The sequence below is a fragment of the uncultured Shimia sp. genome (genome assembly GCF_913054185.1).
In the GTDB taxonomy this organism is placed as follows: Bacteria; Pseudomonadota; Alphaproteobacteria; order Rhodobacterales; family Rhodobacteraceae; genus Shimia.
Map to the genome: position 1 here is coordinate 25,345 of NZ_CAJXIV010000022.1, position 19,639 is coordinate 44,983.

Here is a 19,639-nt window from a genome sequence, read left to right on the forward strand (position 1 = left end):
GTATCAACACTTCGCAACATCTTGTAGAACCTTACCCATTCATCTGTTCTGGTTCGGGTTGAGCTGTGGGAATCTTGTCAAACGATCCCAAGATCGCCGCCATTTCGGATTGATCGCCAGATACCGCTGCCAGCCCTCTTTGCACGGCGTCCGCCAATGACATCTGCCGCAGCGCGATTTGTGCCCAGGTCTTACGGTCAAACTCGATGGTCACGTCGACTGTTTCCGGAACGGTTTCGGTGATTTCCACAACACCACGGCGGACATGTACAGCCCAGGATTGCCCCAAATCGGTGAAATTGAATTTGGCGACTGCGTTAACATTGGCGCTACCCACTGGATCCACATTGAATTGCAACAGCTTGAGGTATGTGCCTGGCGGCGTGGACATGACGAGATCAACACCAGGAAGGGTGAAAAATCCGATTTCAGGAGGTTGCGTCCAATCCAGTTTGCCTTCCAGATGCCGCGCGTGTGTCAGAAAGAAATTGCGCGCCTGAATGCCCGCCTGAGCGGTTTGCCCCATGGCTCGCGAGGCGTCGGCTTTCAGTTGACGGGCTTCGCCGTTGGTCGGATCTGCGCCAATAACAAAGCTCATGAGTTTAGCCGTGAGATTGTATTTACCTTGATCGAATACCTCTCTCGCCCGTTCAATGACGGCATCCACACCACCAAACCCTTGGATCATCTCGTTACCAAGTTCTGCGTCTGTTGGTGGGTGTAGGTCAGCGGTGTCTTCGGCAAACCACCCGACGATACCCCGATAAATGCCCCGGATGTTGTACTCATGTTCGACATAGCCAGGATACAGCCACGGGTGTTTGGCAAGATGATCTGGGATCTGAATAGTCTCTACCATCTGTTCAGGTGTCATACCCTGATTGATAGCGCGAATGGACTGGTTGTAGATGAATGCGTAGTAATCGCGATGTGCGGTCATCACCTCGTGAGCCTCATCGCCGAACAACGGAACGCCGTGGCATCCAACCAGCACAGCAGGCCGGATCGCGCGCATCTTGTCGATGGAAGCGATCATGTCATCTGGCGCACGATAGAAATCTCCGCGCAGGGTGTACATGGAAAAGGCCATCGGCGTGACGTTTGTGTTGTGCAAGACAAGGTCTTGGTCCGGGAAATGCACGATCAGACTGTCCCGTGTGTCGCCAACCGCGTGATGGAAAATAACGCGACGACCATCAATCACCACTTCTTCACCATCGGAAACGGGATGCGTCACCGGTAAATGCCCATTGGCCTGAAGCTCAGGATCGTCAAACGTTGGCTCTGCTGGTCCAACGTAAGCGTCTGGCCCGTCGTGCGGCAAGTAGAAGCCGAGTTGAAGACTGGCTCGGCGGAACTGCATGGGGCCAAGTTCACCTGCCGTCAGTAACAAATTCCTGTCGACATCTGGGTGTCCATAAATCGGCAGGTCGGTACCGCGATCTTCGGCATAGGCTCGCGCCCCTGCGGTATAATGGTGGTGGGAATAGATGATCGCCACAATGGGCAACTCTGTGCGGGTGCGCAGCAATGCGAGGATGTCGCGGCCCATTCCGATGTTGCTTCCGGCATCAAAAGCAATGAGCCCGGTCTCGCTCTGCACAAAGGTAAAGTTGCCAAGCATATAGCCGACAATTGACCACACGCCCTCTTGCGGTTCAAAAATCGTCGCCTCATTGGGTTGGCCGGACAGCCAGTCCACATAGTTGCCATTAGCGATACCGCCGTTGGCAAATTCAACACGGTTGTCGTCGAAACTCCCTCGATAGGACATGGGGGGGTGACGTGAGGTATCAGTCGGCGTGAGCTTACTTTTTGCGAATGCATGACCCGCTGTCAATGTGGTGAGACTTGTGGTGGCCATCATCAAGCCAAGGGTTGGCAAAGATTGCAGGAATTCACGTCTTGAGATCATTTCTCTTTTCCTTTTGGGCGACGTCCGACTCTGATCTCGCGCGCGGCAATGTTCTTTGAATTGTTCAGCCCTTTAGCTGTCGAAAATCAAAAATACGTAGGTCATGAAGGCGGCCAGGTGCACTACGCCTTGCAGCGCATTTGTACGTGTCCCGACAAAGGTTAGGATGCTGATCCCGAGCGTCAAGGACAGAAGCACGATCTCCGCACTGCCCAGCCCCAGCTCAATTGGTCGCCCAACAATGCCCGAGGCGATCAACACAGCAGGGACAGTCAAGCCAATGGTTGCGACAGCAGACCCCAAGCAGATGTTGACTGCGCGCTGCAGTTGGTTGCTTTTTGCAGCATCAAGTGCAGCCAATGCTTCCGGCGTTAGGATCATGGCCGCCACAAGGAAACCTCCAAGTGCAACGGGCGCGCCCAGCTCGCCAATTTTGAAGTCCACATAGACAGCAAGCATCTTTGACAACAGGACAATGGGCAACATCGCCAACAACAATCCGACAACGTGGTAAGCAATCCCTTTGGGTTCAAGGTCATGCGCGGACGAGCCACCAACAGTTGGAATCTCCTCGGCAGGCTGTCTAAATATCTCCGGTTTCCCAAGGGTTTGATACGTAAGAAATATCCCGTATAGGACCAGAGACATCATCACCTGAAAGACCGTTTGAACCGGTGACAAACCTCCCCCTCCTGCAGAAGTGGTGACGCTTGGGAGCACAAGGCTGGTTATGGCAATCGGAAGCAGCACCACCAAGTACGCGTTCGCGCCTGACAGATTGAAGGTTTGCAACCCGTGCCGCAGGCCACCGATCAAAAGGCTTAGCCCCACAAGGCCGTTCATCACAATCATAAGCACAGAAAACATCGTGTCTCTTGCGAGGGTTGGATTGTTATCACCATTGAGCATGACTGCCGTGATCAGGGCAACTTCGATGCCAATCACCGACAGGGTCAGGATCAGCGTGCCGAAGGGTTCTCCAAAAATAACAGCGAGGCACTCCGCGTGATGAACAACTCGAAAAACCGTAGTCAGCATTACTGCGAAAATTAGCCCGAGCATCACCCAGGATGCACTGGATCCGATAACTTCAGGTTTCAGTGACGTACCGACTGCGGTCATGATCGCAAATGTCACCCAGATCAGACCAACCGGCCATTCCGCTTTCAGCGTGTTCCCAGCTGTATTAGCCATTTTTCTTGCTTACCTTTTTTCCGTCGGCGTCAGCTCGACACTTGTTGTCGGGATATCTTTGTGTTGTGTTTTTTCTGCGTTGGATGCGGAATGATGCCGGATCATTCTCAGCCCGACAAAGGCCGCAAGGGCAGCCATCGTGGCGACCAAAAGCCAGAACAGAGCGATGTCCCCGACAATGCCAGACACCGTGCTCGCCAGAAGCGGGCCGGATGCGGCTCCAACCGTGTTCACAAACAACATGGTGACAGATGTTGATGCTACGTAAACCGGAGGAGACCGGTCCATCGCATGGGCCGCCAGCAACGAATACATTGTCAGTAGCGCGCCGCCCAGCAGTAGGAACACAGCAAGCTGTAGCTGCTGCCAGCCCACACTGGCGCCAAGGATGTAGGCAGTCTCGTCTCCAGACCCAAGGATGGCTATGGCCGCGAGCAGGAGAGAAGCGATGATGCTGTTGATCAAGATGATTAGCCGGCGATCAAAAAGGTCCGACAATTTGCCCAACGGATACATGAACATGATGCGACCAAAATACAGAACCCCAATCGCCAAACCGATGTCGGTGGCTTCAATGCCAAGCACAGCGGCTCGGTACGGCACCACGCTCAATAAAGTTGTCGCAACCATGCCCACGACGAACGAACCAACCCAAGCGGTGGGGGAGTCTTTGAACAACTCCTTGATGCGGACATTGGCGACGGCCTTCAGCGGTGGCGGATCGGTACGTGCGGCCGTCAGGAACACGATTGCAATGCAGAACAGCATAGAAATCAGAACAAATGCTTCGTTCAGGTCATCCGGAAGGACCTGAATAAGTATCTGACTGGCAACCGACATTGTGCCCAGGATAATCGCGTAGATCGCGAGAAGCCTGCCTCGGCTTTCTTTGTCAGCGGATTCGCTGATCCATGCGTCGCCGATGGCAAAAAGACCGGCAGTTGCGACTCCTGTTAAGAAGCGGACCAATAGAAGGAATGGCACCGCCTCACTCACCGAGAAGGCAAGCGTCGAGGCGATGCAGATTGCCGCACCTGCCGCAAACGCCCTGACATGTCCAATCGCGCTCAGCCAGCCTGCGATGTAAAAACAGCCTAAGAGAAACCCAAGTGAATAAAATGCGGGTGCAAGTGCTGCTGCCTCTTGTGAAGCGCCGGTCTCGGCAAAATAGAGAGCAACGAGCGTGCCGGAGGCGGCGGTGACAAGTTGAACTGCAGCCATTGCAACAAAAAGCGATCGCAAGGTCAGCAGTCTTTCTTTGAACGGGTCCATCTATTGCTCTTAATTAGGGGGCGTTTTGTTGGGCATCACAGCCGCAGAGGCTGCGCTTGGGCAGCCGTCACGTCATTCGGGAGTTTGGCATGAGAAGCTATCGGCGGCATTGGGATCGCCACTGCCGTCGTAGGTGACAATGGATGGATGTGCGCAGATGATACGTCCCCCTCCGGTCGCCTGTCGCGTGAGCGGATCCACGAATGGGGCGTGGAGTTGATCAGGGGCAACGCCCGAGTCGAGCCAATCTTCCAATGCGGCGATGTAGTTGGTGCCGTCCGGGCCGGGACCATTTGCGCAATGCGTTACCCCCGGCCGAATGAACAAGCGCACATCTTCGTACGCGGTCGCGTCAAAGTTCAAGACATCCTCAAAGTAATCGATGGTTCCGAAAGCTGACAGTGATCCATCCATCCAGCCATTGTCGAGGATGAGCTTGCCACCTTTGGCCCGGAACCCAGAAAGGTCAGGATTATTCGCATCAAGCGTTGTGCTCAGACGCGCAGCGTGAAAAGCAAAATCAGCAAAATCATACCCCTCATAGCTCCATTCGGGATCGCTGTAGAAGAAGTACTTCATCATCTGCGTTGCGAACCCCCAAGTGGCATTGGGAATGGGAGGCATTTCAAATGCATCACCGTCGCTTTCACCTGGGTGGAAGTCGAGGTCATTGCCTTCGACAAACCCTCCTGTGGTCCACATCGACCATCCGAGGGGGTTGCCAGGCAGCTCAGCGCCCATCGGCATACCTGGCCAGGATGTACCGCCAAATTCCACCTCACGAAAAAGATCTTCGGCCACTCGAACTTGATCTTCTGTTAGACACTGGTTGCTGCCCCCCTCACCGCATTGAAGGCTTGCGACCTCAAAGTCACATTGCCTCGGGTCGTTCAGGATCCCATCCTTCAGCCCGTCTATTGCGTCGCACCTCGCCATGATCGCGTTCCCAATCAGGGCCTGAGCCTCGCCATCAATGACAGGAGTGGAGATTTGGGTCGGGTCAGGAAACATGTTCATAGCGTCATAGGTCCAGCGACCGGCCATTTCCTTGGTCCAATAATAGGCTGGCGCCCCGGCATAGATCCCCTCAAATAATTCTGGAGAACGTTGCGCTACCATCATCGCTTGCCCACCACCGCGGGAACATCCTACGAAGAGATTTCTCTGGATATCGTCCCCATAGTATTCTGCAATGATTGCTTTGGAGGTGACGGCCGTCCGGTGCACCGCCTGAAACCCGAAATTGACCTGCCGCTCCAGATTATTAAGGGCCCAGGAAGCTACAATGTTGTTGCCTTTGTGCCCAGTGTCTGTCGTGACGGTCGCCCAGCCGTCGGTAAGGATATTTGCCATCCGCAAAGCTGCGTTGTTGAAATCGCCAGAGAAGCCACCCCCACCGCCCATGACGAACTTGCCATTCCAGTCATCCGGCAAAAGGAGCTCAAACCCTGTCTCGGTCCCAAGTTCCCCAACCACACGGCAATGAGGGGCGGGAGAGGTCACAGTCTCTGCGGTTAGGATCCGAACATCGGGCACAACTGGGATGTCCGCCGCATTACATTCACCAGCCATCGCCTCAGAAGTCAGAGCAACACAGACAAGAGACAAGCTCGCCGCGACGTTTATTGGTTTCCTACGACGCATATTGAGGCTCCTTTAGAGACAATGATTGGCGTGTTGAGTGGGTTCCGATGGACGAACAAAGTAACGAACTACTACAACCGCCGTGAGATGTTGGCCTTGCAGAAATACATAAAGATCTCAAGGCCATTGAGAAAGCAAATACATGCGTCTGATTTACGCCTTCAATTTGAGGGCCCTGAAACAGCCGGGCCGAGTGTCGACCCTGACTTTGAACTTGTTGTTGGAATAATGGAACGGTTTACGGGCCAACAGATGGTACGCACCATTAGAAAACCCACTGCAACTCTCTCGCTTTGACTGGCATGCATTTCTGATAGTCGCACTTTCACACCCCCTGAAGTCATGTCACTATGACCCAAGCAAACGAGCAAATGGACAGGATGATGCCAAGACTTAAAGAGACCAGAGTCTTTCAAAAACTGCTTGCCCTAATTGTGCTTGTCTCCGGCTCAGCCGCAGCTCAGGCGGACAATCAAATTGTCCTATCCAAAGGCGGCACAATCTATGTTCCGGCCTTTTCACAAGTCGCCGTCAGCGATTCTGAGCAGCAGCCCTTGGCAGCAACTTTGGTTGTTCACAACGTCGATACCCGAGAAAAGATCAAGCTGACGGACGTGCGGTACTATAGCAAGGATGGTACTTTGTTACGCGATTTTGTCGATGAGCCTTTCCCGCTATCCAGCTTTCAATCGAGTGACTACGTGATTGGCATTCGCGAAAACACTGGCGGAACCGGCGCTAATTTTGTCGTCAAGTGGGAGGCGCCGTCGATGGTCGTTGAACCAATGGCCAACGCCCTGATGGTCGGCGGAACCGGCACTCAGGGGTTGTCTTTTCAAACAAGTGGTAAAGTCATCGAGCGCCATCAATAGCCAACATAATTTAGCCGGCAGCAACCAAGCTTCGAAATGTGCCATCCGGCAACCGAGCCCTACCTTTAGCTATTTGACGTTCTAATTCGGAGAAAACCCAGACATGATGGGAGACGCAGAATTTGTCTTTGTTCTGATCGCGGTCGCCGGGGCAATGATGGCAAGCAATCGGGTGCGATATGATCTGGTTGCTCTCATAGTAGTAATCGCGCTGATTGTGTCTGGTGTGCTGACCTCGGATGAGGCGTTGTCCGGTTTTGGCAGTCCCGTTGTCATAATGGTTGTTGGGTTGCTCATTGTCGGCGAAATGCTGGAACGCACCGGCATCGCGCACACCATTGGCAACTTGATCTTGGGATATGGAGGGCGCAGTGAAACACGCTTAACCATATTGTTGATACTCGGAGCCGCATTACTCGGCAGCGTGATGAGTTCTACTGCCGTGGTCGCGATCTTCATTCCGGTCATTCTGAGGATTGCGGCCGACACCGGATTGCAACAATCCCGGCTTTTGCTCCCGATGTCCTATGCCGCATTGATTAGCGGGATGCTCACGTTGATCGCAACGCCACCCAACCTTGTTGTCAGCGATAGCTTGCAAGAAGCCGGTTACGAAGCGCTCAGCTTTTTTAGCTTTTTCCCTATCGGGCTGGTCGTTTTGATGTCCACCATCATCTACTTCTTGGCCTTTGGTCGCAAGCTTCTAACCGGGTTTGCACACGACGCCAGTGAACAGACAATGGGGCGAGCCAAGAACCGGCAATCCACACTGCAGTTTCTGGACGACTACGCTCTACTGGACCAATTCCACCTTGTCGAAGTGGTCTCGAAGCCAAGAGCCGACCTTGAGGTGATTTTTCGTGACAGTGAAGCCAGGGTTCTCGCGCGTAGTCGCCCTTCGAACCAGCACAGTCAATCGGATGCCTTTGTCCCCGGTATGGAGCTTTTACCTGGCGACCAACTCCTGATTTCTGGGACGCGGGATGAACTGGGCAAAGTCTCAGAACTTTCGTCATTTAAATATCTCGGAGCTGTGACCGAGGCCAACGGAACCCAGTTCCACAGTGCTGAGCGCAGATGAGGAAGCAATGGTCGTGGCTTTCCGGCGTCATACGCTACTGCCATTGGATGATTGTCTTTATGCGCTTAAGCCAACGATCCCACATCTAACGCGCTCTGCCCTGCATCGCTGTTTGCAACGGCATGGCATATATCGACTGCCAGACATGGAGGGCGACAAGCCCAAGCGGCAAAAATTCAAACGATATCCTATTGGCTATTTCCACATTGATATCGCTGAGCTGCGTACCAATGAGGGCAAGCTGTATCTCTTTGTAGCCATTGATCGAACCAGCAAGTTTGCCGTCGCGCAACTGGTCGACAAAGCAAACCGCAAGACGGCATGGGAGTTTCTAGAGACCGTATTGGAAGCGGTGCCCTACAAGCTCCACACAATACTGACGGACAATGGGATCCAGTTCTGTGAACAACCTCGCAACCGGAATACAGCCTATTCTCGACCCATGCGGTTCGACATGATTTGCGCTGCAAATGGCATTGAGCATCGCCTGAACAAGCCAAACCACCCTTGGACGAACGGGCAGGTCGAGCGCATGAACCGCACGATTAAAGACGCTACCGTCAAACGCTATCACTACGATAGCCATGACCAACTCCGCACGCATCTCAGCGACTTTCTCGATGCTTACAACTACGCGCGCCGTCTCAAGACGCTCGGCGGTCTCACACCTTACGAATACATCTGCAAAATCTGGACATCCGAGCCAGATCGATTCATCTTAAATCCGATCCACCAGATGCCGGGACTGAACACCTAGGGTGCTATTCTAGCATCGCATTGAAGTCTTTCGTCCACCTGCACCGGAGTTAATTAACATTTCGATAAGCATAAGCGCTGAACCTGGTAGTGCGGATTTATCCCTGAACAACACGGAACGATCCCGTGTTGCCCAGGCATCCTCCAAGTCTAGCAAGGTGATGTTCATAGTCTGAGCATGCCGCTTCGCTGCGGATTCCGGAACAACACCGATACCCACCCCCGCTTCGATAACCCGGCACATGGCTTCGAAACTGCGAACCTGGATGCGTAAAGTCCGGTCATACCCATTTCGCCGATACTGGCGTCGCAGAAAGTCAAGTAGAGTGCTGCCCTCGTGCAAGCCAATATGCTCATATTCCAGTGTTTCTGAAAGTTTTATGCTCTTGTCTGAGGCTAGAGGATGAGAAGGGGGGGTCGCGAGCACCAAATGGTCAGTTGAAAACCGAATGGCCTCAAGCCCTTGTTCGTTGATTTCTCCCGAAATAATCCCGAGGTCTGCGCTACCATCGAGGACGGACCGAACTATGTCATGTGTCAATCGTTCCTGTAGATCGACAGTGACGCCCGGGCGGCTTGAAAGTAAGGTTGCCATGATCTCTGGCAAAAACTCTGTGACCGCCGTGGTGTTTGCAAAAAGCCGAATATGACCGGCTTCAGAGTTCGTCATTTCCTCTTGAAGAAAATCCATCTGCCTCAGGACCAGACGTGCCTGACGCAAGAAAAGCTCTCCGGCGGAAGTTAGGCTTATACCTTTGTTTCCCCGAAACAACAGCTGTTGGCCGGTTTCCAGTTCAAGTGCCTTGATACGCGCACTTGCCGATGGAGGAGATAGATAAGACTTCTCTGCGCCCCTGGTGAGGTTCCCGCATTCGGCTATGTTCTTGAACAGTTTGAGGTCAATCAATTCGATTTTCATTTGTGTTTGTTTGGCGCGAACGCGGCGTGTTGTAAATACGAATTTTCAGAACGCACTCATTATGTAACAAATATCCATCATCGAAATTGGGAGTGAGACGAAGATGGATATCGCGCATTTGGAAAACTGGATTGGGAAGTCGGAAAGCCGACTCGAAACTGTCAGCCCATTTCCTTCAAATGCGCTAGCCGCGACATTGGATCGCGAGGATCCGGAGTATGTTAACGGTACTTCCTTGCCGCCCCTTTGGCACTGGATGCATTTTCTTCAGCTCTTCAAACTTTCCGAGGCTGGGTATGATGGTCATGCCGCACTCGGAGGTTTCCTGCCCCCGGTGCCGCTCCCGCGTCGGATGTGGGCAGGAAGCCGACTGAATTTCCATGCACCGCTACGGATTGGGCGAGAGTTGAGGAAAGTATCGACGATCAAATCTGTGAAAACCAAGTCTGGGCGGTCTGGTCAATTGGTCTTCGTAACCGTCGGTCACCAGATTTTTGACGGCGACACGCTTGGAAGCGACGAAGAGCATGACATAGTCTATCGCGAAGAGCCGAGCGTCGATGCGCCCGCGCCGGTGCCGCCTCAAGCTCCAGAAAAATGGGAGTTTAGTCGCGACATCAATCCTGACCCGGTTCTTCTGTTCCGGTATTCGGCTCTGACCTTCAACGGTCACCGAATTCACTATGACCAGCCGTTTTGCGTGACCTCTGAGGGCTACAAGGGCTTGGTTGTGCATGGCCCACTGCTTGCCACAATGTTGCTTGATCTGCTGCGTCGCGAGAAGCCTGATGCTATTGTAAAAAGCTTTGAATTCCGCGCGTTGTCGACGATCTTCGATAACGAAATTTTCTCGGTGCACGGCGCGGCGGAAGAGGATGGAAAAAACTTCCGTCTCTGGGCCCGCCGGCAGGATGGCTCGCTTGCCATGAACGCCAAAGCAACAATTGCTTGAGGCGTAGCATGGATTTCGAGCACACTGACATCCGCGAAGCCGTTCAAGGGCTGTGCGCGACCTTCCCAGCTGAATATCACAGGGAAATTGATGAGCAGCGGGGCTATCCAGAAGCATTTGTAAATGCGCTGACAGAGGCCGGCTGGCTCGCAGCCATGATCCCAGAAGAATATGGCGGATCGGGCCTGGGCCTTACAGAAGCCAGCGTCATTATGGAAGAAATCAACAGGGCAGGGGGCAACTCCGGCGCTTGTCACGGCCAGATGTACAACATGGGTACCTTGTTGCGTCACGGCTCTGAAGAGCAAAAGCAGCGATATCTGCCCAGGATCGCCAGTGGCGAGTTGCGGCTTCAATCTATGGGGGTGACGGAACCGACCACCGGGACTGACACCACCAAGATCAAGACCACGGCGGTCAAAAAGGGAAACCGCTACGTCGTCAACGGTCAAAAGGTTTGGATCAGCCGAGTACAACATTCGGACCTTATGATTCTGCTGGCACGAACTACACCGATTGATCAGGTCAAAAAGAAGTCGCTTGGCATGTCGATCTTCATGGTCGATCTGAAAGATGCCATCGGCAATGGGTTGGATGTGAACCCTATCCGGAACATGGTCAACCACGAGACCAGTGAGCTTTTCTTTGATGATCTGGAAATCCCTGCGGAGAACCTGATCGGCGAAGAGGGCATGGGGTTTCGCTACATTCTGGACGGACTTAATGCAGAACGCACATTGATCGCTGCTGAATGTATCGGTGATGGCCATTGGTTCATCGACAAGGTGAGCGCTTATGTAAAAGAGCGCGAGGTTTTTGGAAGGCCGATTGGTCAGAACCAGGGAGTTCAGTTCCCGATTGCAGAAGCCAAGATTGAGCTGGAAGCCGCCAACCTTATGCGGTTTCGCGCCTGTCAGCTCTTTGATGCTGGGAAGTCCTTTGGGGCCGAGGCCAACATGGCCAAATATCTTGCGGCAAAAGCCAGCTGGGAAGCGGCCAATGCCTGCCTGCAATTTCACGGCGGGTTCGGTTTCGCCACTGAATACGACGTGGAGCGCAAATTCCGCGAAACCCGGCTTTATCAGGTCGCGCCGATCTCCACCAATCTCATCCTTTCCTACATCGCCGAGCATGTTCTCGGCCTGCCGAGGTCTTTCTAATGCTCCCACTTGAAGGAATTACAGTCGTTAGTCTTGAACATGCGATTGCTGCGCCTTTCGCAACCCGCCAGCTTGCTGACATGGGCGCACGTGTCATTAAGGTTGAGCGCCCTGGCGTTGGGGATTTTGCGCGCAACTACGACACCCGCGTGAATGGGATGGCCTCGCACTTCGTCTGGACGAACCGGTCGAAAGAAAGCCTGACGCTCGATGTTAAACATGCGGAAGGCAGCGTCATTCTTCAGAAATTGGTCGCGGGAGCTGACGTGGTTGTTCAGAATCTTGCTCCCGGCGCCGCCGCACGGCTTGGCCTCGGCTACGATGAACTTTCCAAGACCAATCCAGGCGTTATCGTTTGCAACATTTCTGGCTACGGCAAAGGTGGCCCAGATGAAAAGCGCAAGGCTTATGATCTGCTTGTGCAATCGGAATCTGGATTTGTCACAACAACCGGCACAACTGAAACCCCAAGCAAAGCCGGGATTTCAATCGCCGACATTTCTGCGGGCATGTATACCTACACGAATATTCTGGCTGCGATTATCCAGCGCGGAAGGACTGGTAAAGGCTGCGAAATCGACCTGTCTATGCTCGACGCGATGACGGAATGGATGTCCTATCCCCTGTACTACGCTTATGAGGGGGCCGAACCCCCCGCACGCGCCGGTGCAAGCCATGCCACGATCTTTCCATATGGCCCTTTTGCAGTGGGCGACGGGCGCACCGTGATCCTCGGGTTACAAAATGAACGGGAGTGGAAAGCCTTCTGCGAGACAGTGCTTGAAAGCCATGACCTGACCACTGATGTGCGGTTTGTATCAAATAGTTTGCGCGCAAAAAACAAATCTGAACTGACAAAGATTATCACAGCCAAATTCTCTGATCTGACGACCGAATTAGTTATCGAGCGGCTGGACCACGCGGGCATCGCCAACGCAAACCTGAACGAGATGTCAGACGTCTGGAAACATGTACAGTTCGAAGCGCGCAATCGCTGGCGCGAGGTAGACACGCCGGCTGGTCGAATTCCCGCGCTCCTTCCTCCGGGTGGGATCGGATCAGAACCACGCATGGACGCGGTGCCGGATCTCGGTGAGCACTCTCACGCAATCTTGGCTGAAATTGGCTATTCCGAAGAAGGAATCGGCGAACTGCAAAATGAGAAGGTGATCTGATGACCGATTTGAATTCGGCACGCAGCCTTCTCTTTGTCCCCGGGGACCGCCCCGAGCGCTTTGTGAAAGCGGCTGCGTCGGGTGCCCACGCTATCATCATTGACCTAGAGGACGCTGTTTCTCCTGAAGACAAAGCTAACGCTCGTTTCAATATTATTAAATTCCTCAATGACGGGGCGGGTGGAAATGTTCTCGTTCGTATCAATGACGGAGCAAGTGCCTTTTATGAAGGCGATCTTGATGTAGCTCAGCACCCAAACCTTTCGGGTGTGATCCTCCCAAAGGCCAACACTCGGCATGTTACCGAATTGCTTCACAAGATGGAGTGCCCTGTTTGGCCCTTGGTCGAGACTATTCAAGGTGTCTCCGAGGTCCGTGAATTTGCAGTGCTACACAATGTACAGCGCTTGTTGCTCGGCACAATCGACCTGTCAAATGAGATGGGTTTGGACGTGGCTCACCCCGGTGGTAAGTCCATGTTGGATCAGGCGCGATTTAAGCTGGTTTCCGCTTCGGGCATGGCCGCCATTTCACCACCGATCGATGGCGTATTTCCTTCGCTGGATGACGAACCCGGTTTGATAGCGGCCGCGGAAAACGCCAGGGCATCTGGAATGGGCGGTATGATGTGCATTCACCCTCGCCAGATAGGCGCGGTGCACACTGCGTTTGCTCCAAGCGCTATGGATATCGAATGGGCCCAGGCAGTTATTGAAGCGTCATCCAACGAGAAAAGCAGCTTTCGGTTTCGTGGTCAGATGATCGACAAGCCAGTCTTGGATAGGGCCAAGGGCATCCTGAACGCAGAGGTTTTGGGATGAACCAGCGGCTTCCGGACATACGGGCTATAACCTATCGTCAATGTGCAGACACTGAGGTGCGCACGTTGCTTCTCCCGGCGTCCATCCTTCTTCATATTGAAGCGGGAAGCAAACAGATCAGCACTCTTGACAATAAAACCCAGTGTGCGTCTTCGGGTGACTTTGTGTTTTTGCAGAGCCACACAGAATTCACCATTCGAAACAATACTGGTCCACTGGGCGACTACGTAGCGCAGGGTCTGGTTTTCCACGGGAACGGTCTGTCTGACCAATTGGCTCACAGCCAAAACAAGAGCGAGGCATTTCGATGCTTCAAACCACCAACGGAAATGGTTGAGGCGTTTGCCCGAATGCGAATGGCCACGCAGCATTCCGAGCTTCCCGATGAGGTAGTTTTCGCGCGTTTCACAGAGCTGAAGGCCTGGCTGTCGCGGCTTGCAATTCGATTGTCGTATTCAGCCAGACTGACGCTGGTTCATAGACTCAGAGAGATGCTGGCAGGTGACTTGGCCCACCCTTGGCGTGGAACGGAAGTCGCTGTGAAACTTGGAATGAGTGAAGCCTCTTTGCGTCGAAACCTGGCCCGGGAAGGAACAAGTTTTTCGAAAGTCTTGCGCGAGGCAAGACTCCAAAGCGCACTTGAACGCCTTCAGACGTCGGAACAATCGCTGGCCGAAATCGCCTACAATACGGGTTTTTCTTCGCATTCCCACTTTACGGATGTGTTCCGTAAGCACTTCGAATTTCCCCCCAGTCATCTGAGGGGGCGAGGAGAACCGCAATTGAACGAGATCTAACAGAATTTGATCTGATCAAGAAAGGAGAGAGTCGGATCATTGAAGCAAAAGTATGTACTTACAAGGCCCTACAACAAAATGGGAGGATACCATGATGGAACTAAAAACACTGGCTTGCGCCGCACTTTTCACAATCACATCTCAGGCAGCACTGGCGGCATGTGACCCCGGCGAAACCGTGATCAAATTCAGCCATGTCACTAACACAGACAAGCACCCAAAGGGGATAGCTGCATCTCTTTTGGAACAACGTGTCAATGACGAGATGGACGGCAAGGTGTGTATGGAGGTGTTTCCCAACTCGACACTCTATGACGACAACAAAGTGCTGGAAGCCATGTTGCAGGGTGACATTCAACTCGCAGCGCCTTCGTTGTCGAAATTCGAGAAGTTCACCAGACAGTTCCGTATCTTCGACCTGCCGTTTATGTTCAAGAGCGTTGATGCGGTCGATGCATTCCAGTCGTCTGATGCCGGTCAAGGCCTGTTGGATTCGATGCAGCGCCGTGGCCTTCAAGGCCTGGCCTACTGGCACAATGGCATGAAGCAGATGTCGGCCAATGTTCCGCTTGTAGTGCCGACCGATGCCGATGGGCTCAAATTCCGCGTACAATCGTCTGATGTTCTGGTGGCGCAAATGGAGGCTATCGGTGGCTCACCTCAGAAGATGTCTTTCTCGGAGGTTTATGGTGCTCTGCAACAAGGTGTTGTCGACGGGCAAGAAAACACCTGGTCGAATATCTTCGGCAAGAAGTTCTTCGAAGTACAGGACGGTGTGACCGAAACCAATCACGGTATTATTGATTACCTCGTCGTGACCTCTGTCGACTGGCTTGAGAGTCTAGAACCTGGCGTTCGCGACCAGTTCCTGACCATTCTGGCAGAGGTCACAGAAACACGTAACGGTGAATCTACCGCGGTCAACGAAGCGGCCAAGCAGTCTATCATCGAGGCAGGCGGAACCATCCGTCAGCTGACCAACGAACAACGTCAGCAATGGGTCGATGTCATGAAACCAGTTTGGGATCAGTTTGCAGGTGATGTTGGTCAAGAGAACATCGATGCCGCGCAGGCGATCAACGCCGGTCTCTGAATTTCTACTTTGCCAGAAGGCCCGGCAAGTTCGGGCCTTCTTTTTTTATTGCTGATCCCACACCAAGACATGGGAGGAAAATCATGTACAAAAATCCGGGAGAATCCCTGATCGATAGGTTGGAAGAGAACCTGATATCGATCTTGTTGGGGGTGATGACATTGGTGACATTTGCCAATGTGATAGCGCGCAAAGCGTTTAATTCGAACATTCTGTGGGGTCTGGAGTTGACGGTGTTCCTGTTTGGCTGGCTTGTGTTGCTAGGTGCATCCTATGCAGTCCAAAAGGGGGCGCACCTCGGCGTAGATGCCATTATAAGTTTACTTTCTGCGCCCGCACGACGGTTACTCGCAATCATCGCAGCACTCATCTGCGTTGGCTTCTCATTTCTTTTGCTGAAGGGATCCTGGGACTATTGGGCAAATTTTGCCAACCTACCCGGCACCGAAGGGCGTTGGTTTCCTCTTGGGTTCGAGAGCAAGTACCTTGGGAAGGGTTGGTATGAAGTAAATGACATTCCGCATCCGTTCCTTTTGGGATGGATGGAGACTGTTTTTAACGAGGGCGAGCCTTACGAAAAGCTCCCCCGATTGGTGCCGTATGCGGTTCTGCCGCTTTCCATGGCACTCTTGCTGTTTCGATTTTCACAATCTGTCTACTTCGTCTGGATTGGCAAAAACGATCGGATCGTTGCGAGCCATGAAGTTGAAGACGAAATCCAGGAAGTCAAAGAGCTGCACGGGGAGACCTACAAATGACCGTATTTCTCCTCTTCGTCATGATTATTGGCTTTCTGTTGATCGGTGTGCCGATTGCAGTTGCCCTGGGTATGTCGTCCGTTCTTTTTCTGTTGTGGTTTTCGGACGCCTCGCTGGCCTCTGTGGCGCAAACTCTTTTCAGCGCTTTTGAAGGACACTTTACGCTATTGGCCATTCCATTCTTCATCCTTGCCTCCAGCTTTATGTCTACAGGTGGTGTAGCTCAGCGGATCATCCGCTTTTCAATTGCCTGTGTTGGCCACTTGCGCGGTGGGCTGGCAATTTCGGGCGTCTTTGCATGCATGATGTTTGCCGCTTTGTCTGGATCATCGCCAGCCACCGTGGTTGCCATCGGTTCCATCGTGATTGCTGCAATGCGTCAAGCAGGTTACTCAAAAGAATTTGCCGCTGGCGTGATATGTAATGCAGGCACCTTGGGCATCCTTATTCCGCCATCCATCGTTATGGTTGTATATGCCGCCGCCGTCGAGGTTTCGGTTGGGCGTATGTTCCTCGCAGGGGTAATTCCTGGAATTTTGGCAGGCCTGATGTTGATGATCGCCATTTATGTCATGGCGCGTATCAAGGACATGCCGAAAGGCGAATGGCAAGGTTGGCGCGAGATTTGGTATAGTTTCCAAGATGCAGCGTGGGGCCTGCTACTCATCGTCATTATCATGGTTGGTATCTATGGTATCCCTGGGGTTACAGGGGCGTTCTTCACGCCAACCGAGGCGGCGGCCGTTGCTTCTGTTTATGCTTTCTTTGTTGCAACTTTCATCTACCGGGATATGGGGCCTCTGGCAGCCAAAAACGAAGGTGAGCCAAGTTCGATACTCAAAAAACCACAAGCATTGATTACCGCCTGGGTGCATGTCGACACACGTCGAACGCTTTTTGAGGCGGGTAAGCTGACCATCACTTTGATGTTCGTGATCGCGAATGCTCTGATCTTGAAACATGTGTTGACGGAGGAGCAGATCCCACAAGCCGTTGCAAACGCGATGCTATCGGCAGGTTTCGGACCCGTCATGTTCCTTGTGGTGGTCAATGTGATCCTATTGATCGGCGGACAATTCATGGAGCCCTCTGGCCTGCTGGTGATCGTTGCTCCGTTGGTGTTTCCGATTGCTATCGAGCTTGGAATTGATCCGATTCACCTGGGCATCATCATGGTGGTCAACATGGAAATCGGTATGATTACGCCGCCGGTCGGGCTGAACCTCTTCGTGACCTCCGGCGTTGCTGCGATGCCGATGATGGGTGTGGTTCGAGCAGCCCTACCGTTCCTTGCTGTATTGTTCGTCTTCCTGATTATGGTGACCTACATCCCTGCGATATCTACGTTTCTACCCAACACCTTTATGGGTCCGGAGATCATCACCAAGTAAGAGCTATTCTCGGGCAATTGAAATTCTGTGGCCCGAGAAACTCGAACACTCAAAGACATCGGTTCGCAAAAGCCTTGTCCCACATGGTGCCTTTTCGGTTTGTGCCGCTGAAACTGTCACGATGGAATACGCTGGCGAAGTGACTAATCGCTCTTTGACTTTCAAAGTAGAAAGTGGCTTACATGACCGACTTTAAGAAAATCCTGATTGCCAACCGTGGCGAAATTGCGATCCGTGTGATGCGGGCGGCCAACGAGATGGGAAAGAAGACGGTTGCCGTCTATGCCGAAGAAGACAAGCTGGGCCTGCACCGGTTCAAAGCGGACGAGGCCTATAAGATCGGCGAAGGTATGGGGCCAGTGGCCGCCTATCTGTCGATTGACGAGATCATCCGCGTGGCGCTGGAAAGCGGCGCGGATGCGATCCATCCGGGCTATGGTCTTTTGTCGGAAAACCCGGATTTCGTGGATGCTTGTGAAGCCAATGGCATCACCTTCATCGGCCCCAAGGCGGCCACCATGCGTGCGCTTGGCGACAAGGCCTCGGCCCGTCGCGTGGCGATTGAGGCCGGCGTCCCGGTGATTCCGGCCACCGAGGTTCTGGGCGACGACATGGACGCAATCCGCAAGGAAGCTGACGAGGTTGGCTATCCCTTGATGCTGAAAGCTTCCTGGGGTGGCGGCGGACGTGGCATGCGTCCGATCCACGGGCCGGATGAGCTGGAAGAGAAGGTTCTGGAAGGCCGCCGCGAAGCGGAAGCCGCCTTTGGCAATGGCGAAGGCTATCTGGAAAAGATGATCACCCGCGCGCGCCATGTGGAGGTCCAGATCCTCGGTGACAGCCATGGCGAGATCTACCATCTGTGGGAGCGCGACTGTTCGGTGCAGCGCCGTAACCAGAAAGTGGTGGAACGCGCCCCGGCCCCCTATCTGAGCGAAGAGCAGCGCGAAGAAATCTGTGAACTGGGCCACAAGATCTGCGCCCATGTGAATTACGAATGCGCCGGCACGGTTGAGTTCCTGATGGATATGAAAACCGGCAAATTCTACTTCATCGAAGTGAACCCGCGGGTGCAGGTGGAACACACGGTGACCGAAGAGGTGACCGGCATCGACATCGTGCAGGCGCAGGTGCGGATTGCCGAGGGCAAGACGCTCGCCGAGGCGACCGGAAAATCCGACCAGTCGGAAATCCGCCTCAATGGTCATGCACTGCAGACCCGGATCACCACGGAAGATCCGCAGAACAACTTCATTCCCGACTATGGCCGGATCACCGCCTATCGCTCCGCGACCGGTATGGGCATCCGTCTGGATGGCGGCACGGCTTACGCAGGCGGTGTGATCACGCGCTACTATGACTCGCTTCTGGTGAAGATCACGGCGCATGCGCAAACCCCTGAAGCGGCGATTGCCCGGATGGACCGCGCCCTGCGCGAATTCCGGATCCGCGGCGTGTCCACGAACATTGCCTTCGTGGAAAACCTGCTGAAGCACCCGACCTTCCTGTCGAATGAATACACCACCAAGTTCATCGACGAGACGCCGGACCTGTTCAACTTCAAGAAACGGCGTGACCGCGGCACCAAGGTGCTGACCTATATCGCGGATATCACCGTGAACGGTCACCCGGAAACCGAGGGCCGCGCGGCACCTGCGGACGGGCTGAAAGCGCCGAAGGCACCGGCCCATGGCACCGATATCCCGACGGGCAGCCTCAACCTGTTGGAAGACAAGGGCGCCAAGGCTGTGGCCGACTGGATGCTCGCACAGAAGAAACTGCTTCTGACCGACACCACCATGCGCGACGGGCACCAGTCGCTGCTGGCGACCCGGATGC

16 protein-coding genes and 1 pseudogene are annotated in these 19,639 nt (G+C 53.6%); 12 read left to right on the plus strand and 5 right to left on the minus strand.

Translation table 11 applies throughout. The annotated features are described in order from the left end of the window. Positions 1-31: 31 nt before the first annotated feature. From QZ517_RS06915 to QZ517_RS06930, 4 genes are all read right to left on the minus strand, one after another. Positions 32-1,915 (minus strand): alkyl sulfatase dimerization domain-containing protein, encoded by a 1,884-nt coding sequence (locus tag QZ517_RS06915; RefSeq protein ID WP_294224162.1) that lies wholly within the window; start codon positions 1,913-1,915, stop codon positions 32-34. Between the two features lie 72 nt (positions 1,916-1,987). Continuing rightward, the gene (locus tag QZ517_RS06920) at positions 1,988-3,037 is read right to left on the minus strand and encodes a calcium:proton antiporter (RefSeq protein WP_294224165.1); all 1,050 of its coding nucleotides are present in this window, start codon (positions 3,035-3,037) and stop codon (positions 1,988-1,990) included. An 81-nt stretch (positions 3,038-3,118) separates the two neighbouring features. Next, positions 3,119-4,381: an MFS transporter gene (locus QZ517_RS06925; RefSeq protein WP_294224168.1), complete on the minus strand. Its 1,263-nt coding sequence runs from the start codon at positions 4,379-4,381 to the stop codon at positions 3,119-3,121. 72 nt (positions 4,382-4,453) lie between these two features. Continuing rightward, on the minus strand, positions 4,454-6,025 hold the full coding sequence (locus tag QZ517_RS06930; protein ID WP_366766014.1) for a tannase/feruloyl esterase family alpha/beta hydrolase: 1,572 nt from the start codon (positions 6,023-6,025) through the stop codon (positions 4,454-4,456). Positions 6,026-6,375: 350 nt separating this feature from the next. Here QZ517_RS06930 and QZ517_RS06935 point away from each other — a divergent pair, with 350 nt between their 5' ends. From QZ517_RS06935 to QZ517_RS06945, 3 genes and pseudogenes are all read left to right on the plus strand, one after another. Next, complete coding sequence (locus QZ517_RS06935; RefSeq protein ID WP_294224171.1) at positions 6,376-6,897, plus strand: DUF3124 domain-containing protein; 522 nt, start codon at positions 6,376-6,378, stop codon at positions 6,895-6,897. A 157-nt stretch (positions 6,898-7,054) separates the two neighbouring features. Beyond that, complete coding sequence (locus QZ517_RS06940; protein WP_294224210.1) at positions 7,055-7,978, plus strand: SLC13 family permease; 924 nt, start codon at positions 7,055-7,057, stop codon at positions 7,976-7,978. Then, positions 7,953-8,735, plus strand: a pseudogene (locus QZ517_RS06945) (IS481 family transposase); the annotation flags it as partial. The gene QZ517_RS06940 and the pseudogene QZ517_RS06945, both read left to right, overlap by 26 nt. A 9-nt stretch (positions 8,736-8,744) precedes the next feature. Here the strand turns inward: QZ517_RS06945 and QZ517_RS06950 are convergent. Then, positions 8,745-9,653: a LysR family transcriptional regulator gene (locus QZ517_RS06950; protein ID WP_294224175.1), complete on the minus strand. Its 909-nt coding sequence runs from the start codon at positions 9,651-9,653 to the stop codon at positions 8,745-8,747. 103 nt (positions 9,654-9,756) lie between these two features. Here QZ517_RS06950 and QZ517_RS06955 point away from each other — a divergent pair, with 103 nt between their 5' ends. From QZ517_RS06955 to QZ517_RS06995, 9 genes are all read left to right on the plus strand, one after another. Beyond that, on the plus strand, positions 9,757-10,605 hold the full coding sequence (locus QZ517_RS06955; protein ID WP_294224178.1) for a MaoC family dehydratase N-terminal domain-containing protein: 849 nt from the start codon (positions 9,757-9,759) through the stop codon (positions 10,603-10,605). A gap of 8 nt (positions 10,606-10,613) precedes the next feature. Next, positions 10,614-11,765, plus strand: a complete 1,152-nt coding sequence (locus QZ517_RS06960; RefSeq protein ID WP_294224181.1) for an acyl-CoA dehydrogenase family protein — start codon at positions 10,614-10,616, stop codon at positions 11,763-11,765. Beyond that, on the plus strand, positions 11,765-12,940 hold the full coding sequence (locus tag QZ517_RS06965; RefSeq protein WP_294224184.1) for a CaiB/BaiF CoA-transferase family protein: 1,176 nt from the start codon (positions 11,765-11,767) through the stop codon (positions 12,938-12,940). Before QZ517_RS06960 ends, QZ517_RS06965 begins: the two co-directional genes overlap by 1 nt. After that, entirely contained in the window at positions 12,940-13,761 is an 822-nt protein-coding gene (locus tag QZ517_RS06970; protein WP_294224187.1) for a CoA ester lyase, read from the plus strand. Before QZ517_RS06965 ends, QZ517_RS06970 begins: the two co-directional genes overlap by 1 nt. Further along, complete coding sequence (locus tag QZ517_RS06975; RefSeq protein ID WP_294224191.1) at positions 13,758-14,558, plus strand: AraC family transcriptional regulator; 801 nt, start codon at positions 13,758-13,760, stop codon at positions 14,556-14,558. The genes QZ517_RS06970 and QZ517_RS06975 overlap by 4 nt, the downstream gene beginning before the upstream one ends. A gap of 91 nt (positions 14,559-14,649) precedes the next feature. Further along, a complete protein-coding gene (locus QZ517_RS06980; protein ID WP_294224194.1) occupies positions 14,650-15,651 on the plus strand; it encodes a DctP family TRAP transporter solute-binding subunit in 1,002 nt (333 codons plus the stop codon). A gap of 83 nt (positions 15,652-15,734) precedes the next feature. Further along, positions 15,735-16,409 carry a TRAP transporter small permease gene (locus QZ517_RS06985; RefSeq protein ID WP_294224197.1) on the plus strand — a complete coding sequence of 225 codons (675 nt, stop codon included), beginning with the start codon at positions 15,735-15,737 and terminating at the stop codon, positions 16,407-16,409. Beyond that, on the plus strand, positions 16,406-17,800 hold the full coding sequence (locus tag QZ517_RS06990; RefSeq protein ID WP_294224200.1) for a TRAP transporter large permease: 1,395 nt from the start codon (positions 16,406-16,408) through the stop codon (positions 17,798-17,800). Before QZ517_RS06985 ends, QZ517_RS06990 begins: the two co-directional genes overlap by 4 nt. 182 nt (positions 17,801-17,982) lie before the next feature. Then, a partial coding sequence (locus tag QZ517_RS06995) for a biotin carboxylase N-terminal domain-containing protein (RefSeq protein ID WP_294224203.1) occupies positions 17,983-19,639 on the plus strand: 1,657 nt, incomplete at its 3' end.

Excerpts from the sequence above, each read along its gene's own strand:
- QZ517_RS06915 (WP_294224162.1), bottom strand. The coding sequence starts at position 1,915 with ATGATCTCAAGACGTGAATTCCTGCAATCTTTGCCAACCCTTGGCTTG.
- QZ517_RS06920 (WP_294224165.1), bottom strand. The coding sequence starts at position 3,037 with ATGACCGCAGTCGGTACGTCACTGAAACCTGAAGTTATCGGATCCAGT.
- QZ517_RS06925 (WP_294224168.1), bottom strand. The coding sequence starts at position 4,381 with ATGGACCCGTTCAAAGAAAGACTGCTGACCTTGCGATCGCTTTTTGTT.
- QZ517_RS06930 (WP_366766014.1), bottom strand. The coding sequence starts at position 6,025 with ATGCGTCGTAGGAAACCAATAAACGTCGCGGCGAGCTTGTCTCTTGTC.
- QZ517_RS06935 (WP_294224171.1), top strand. The coding sequence starts at position 6,376 with ATGACCCAAGCAAACGAGCAAATGGACAGGATGATGCCAAGACTTAAA.
- QZ517_RS06940 (WP_294224210.1), top strand. The coding sequence starts at position 7,055 with ATGGCAAGCAATCGGGTGCGATATGATCTGGTTGCTCTCATAGTAGTA.
- QZ517_RS06950 (WP_294224175.1), bottom strand. The coding sequence starts at position 9,653 with ATGAAAATCGAATTGATTGACCTCAAACTGTTCAAGAACATAGCCGAA.
- QZ517_RS06955 (WP_294224178.1), top strand. The coding sequence starts at position 9,757 with ATGGATATCGCGCATTTGGAAAACTGGATTGGGAAGTCGGAAAGCCGA.
- QZ517_RS06960 (WP_294224181.1), top strand. The coding sequence starts at position 10,614 with ATGGATTTCGAGCACACTGACATCCGCGAAGCCGTTCAAGGGCTGTGC.
- QZ517_RS06965 (WP_294224184.1), top strand. The coding sequence starts at position 11,765 with ATGCTCCCACTTGAAGGAATTACAGTCGTTAGTCTTGAACATGCGATT.
- QZ517_RS06970 (WP_294224187.1), top strand. The coding sequence starts at position 12,940 with ATGACCGATTTGAATTCGGCACGCAGCCTTCTCTTTGTCCCCGGGGAC.
- QZ517_RS06975 (WP_294224191.1), top strand. The coding sequence starts at position 13,758 with ATGAACCAGCGGCTTCCGGACATACGGGCTATAACCTATCGTCAATGT.
- QZ517_RS06980 (WP_294224194.1), top strand. The coding sequence starts at position 14,650 with ATGATGGAACTAAAAACACTGGCTTGCGCCGCACTTTTCACAATCACA.
- QZ517_RS06985 (WP_294224197.1), top strand. The coding sequence starts at position 15,735 with ATGTACAAAAATCCGGGAGAATCCCTGATCGATAGGTTGGAAGAGAAC.
- QZ517_RS06990 (WP_294224200.1), top strand. The coding sequence starts at position 16,406 with ATGACCGTATTTCTCCTCTTCGTCATGATTATTGGCTTTCTGTTGATC.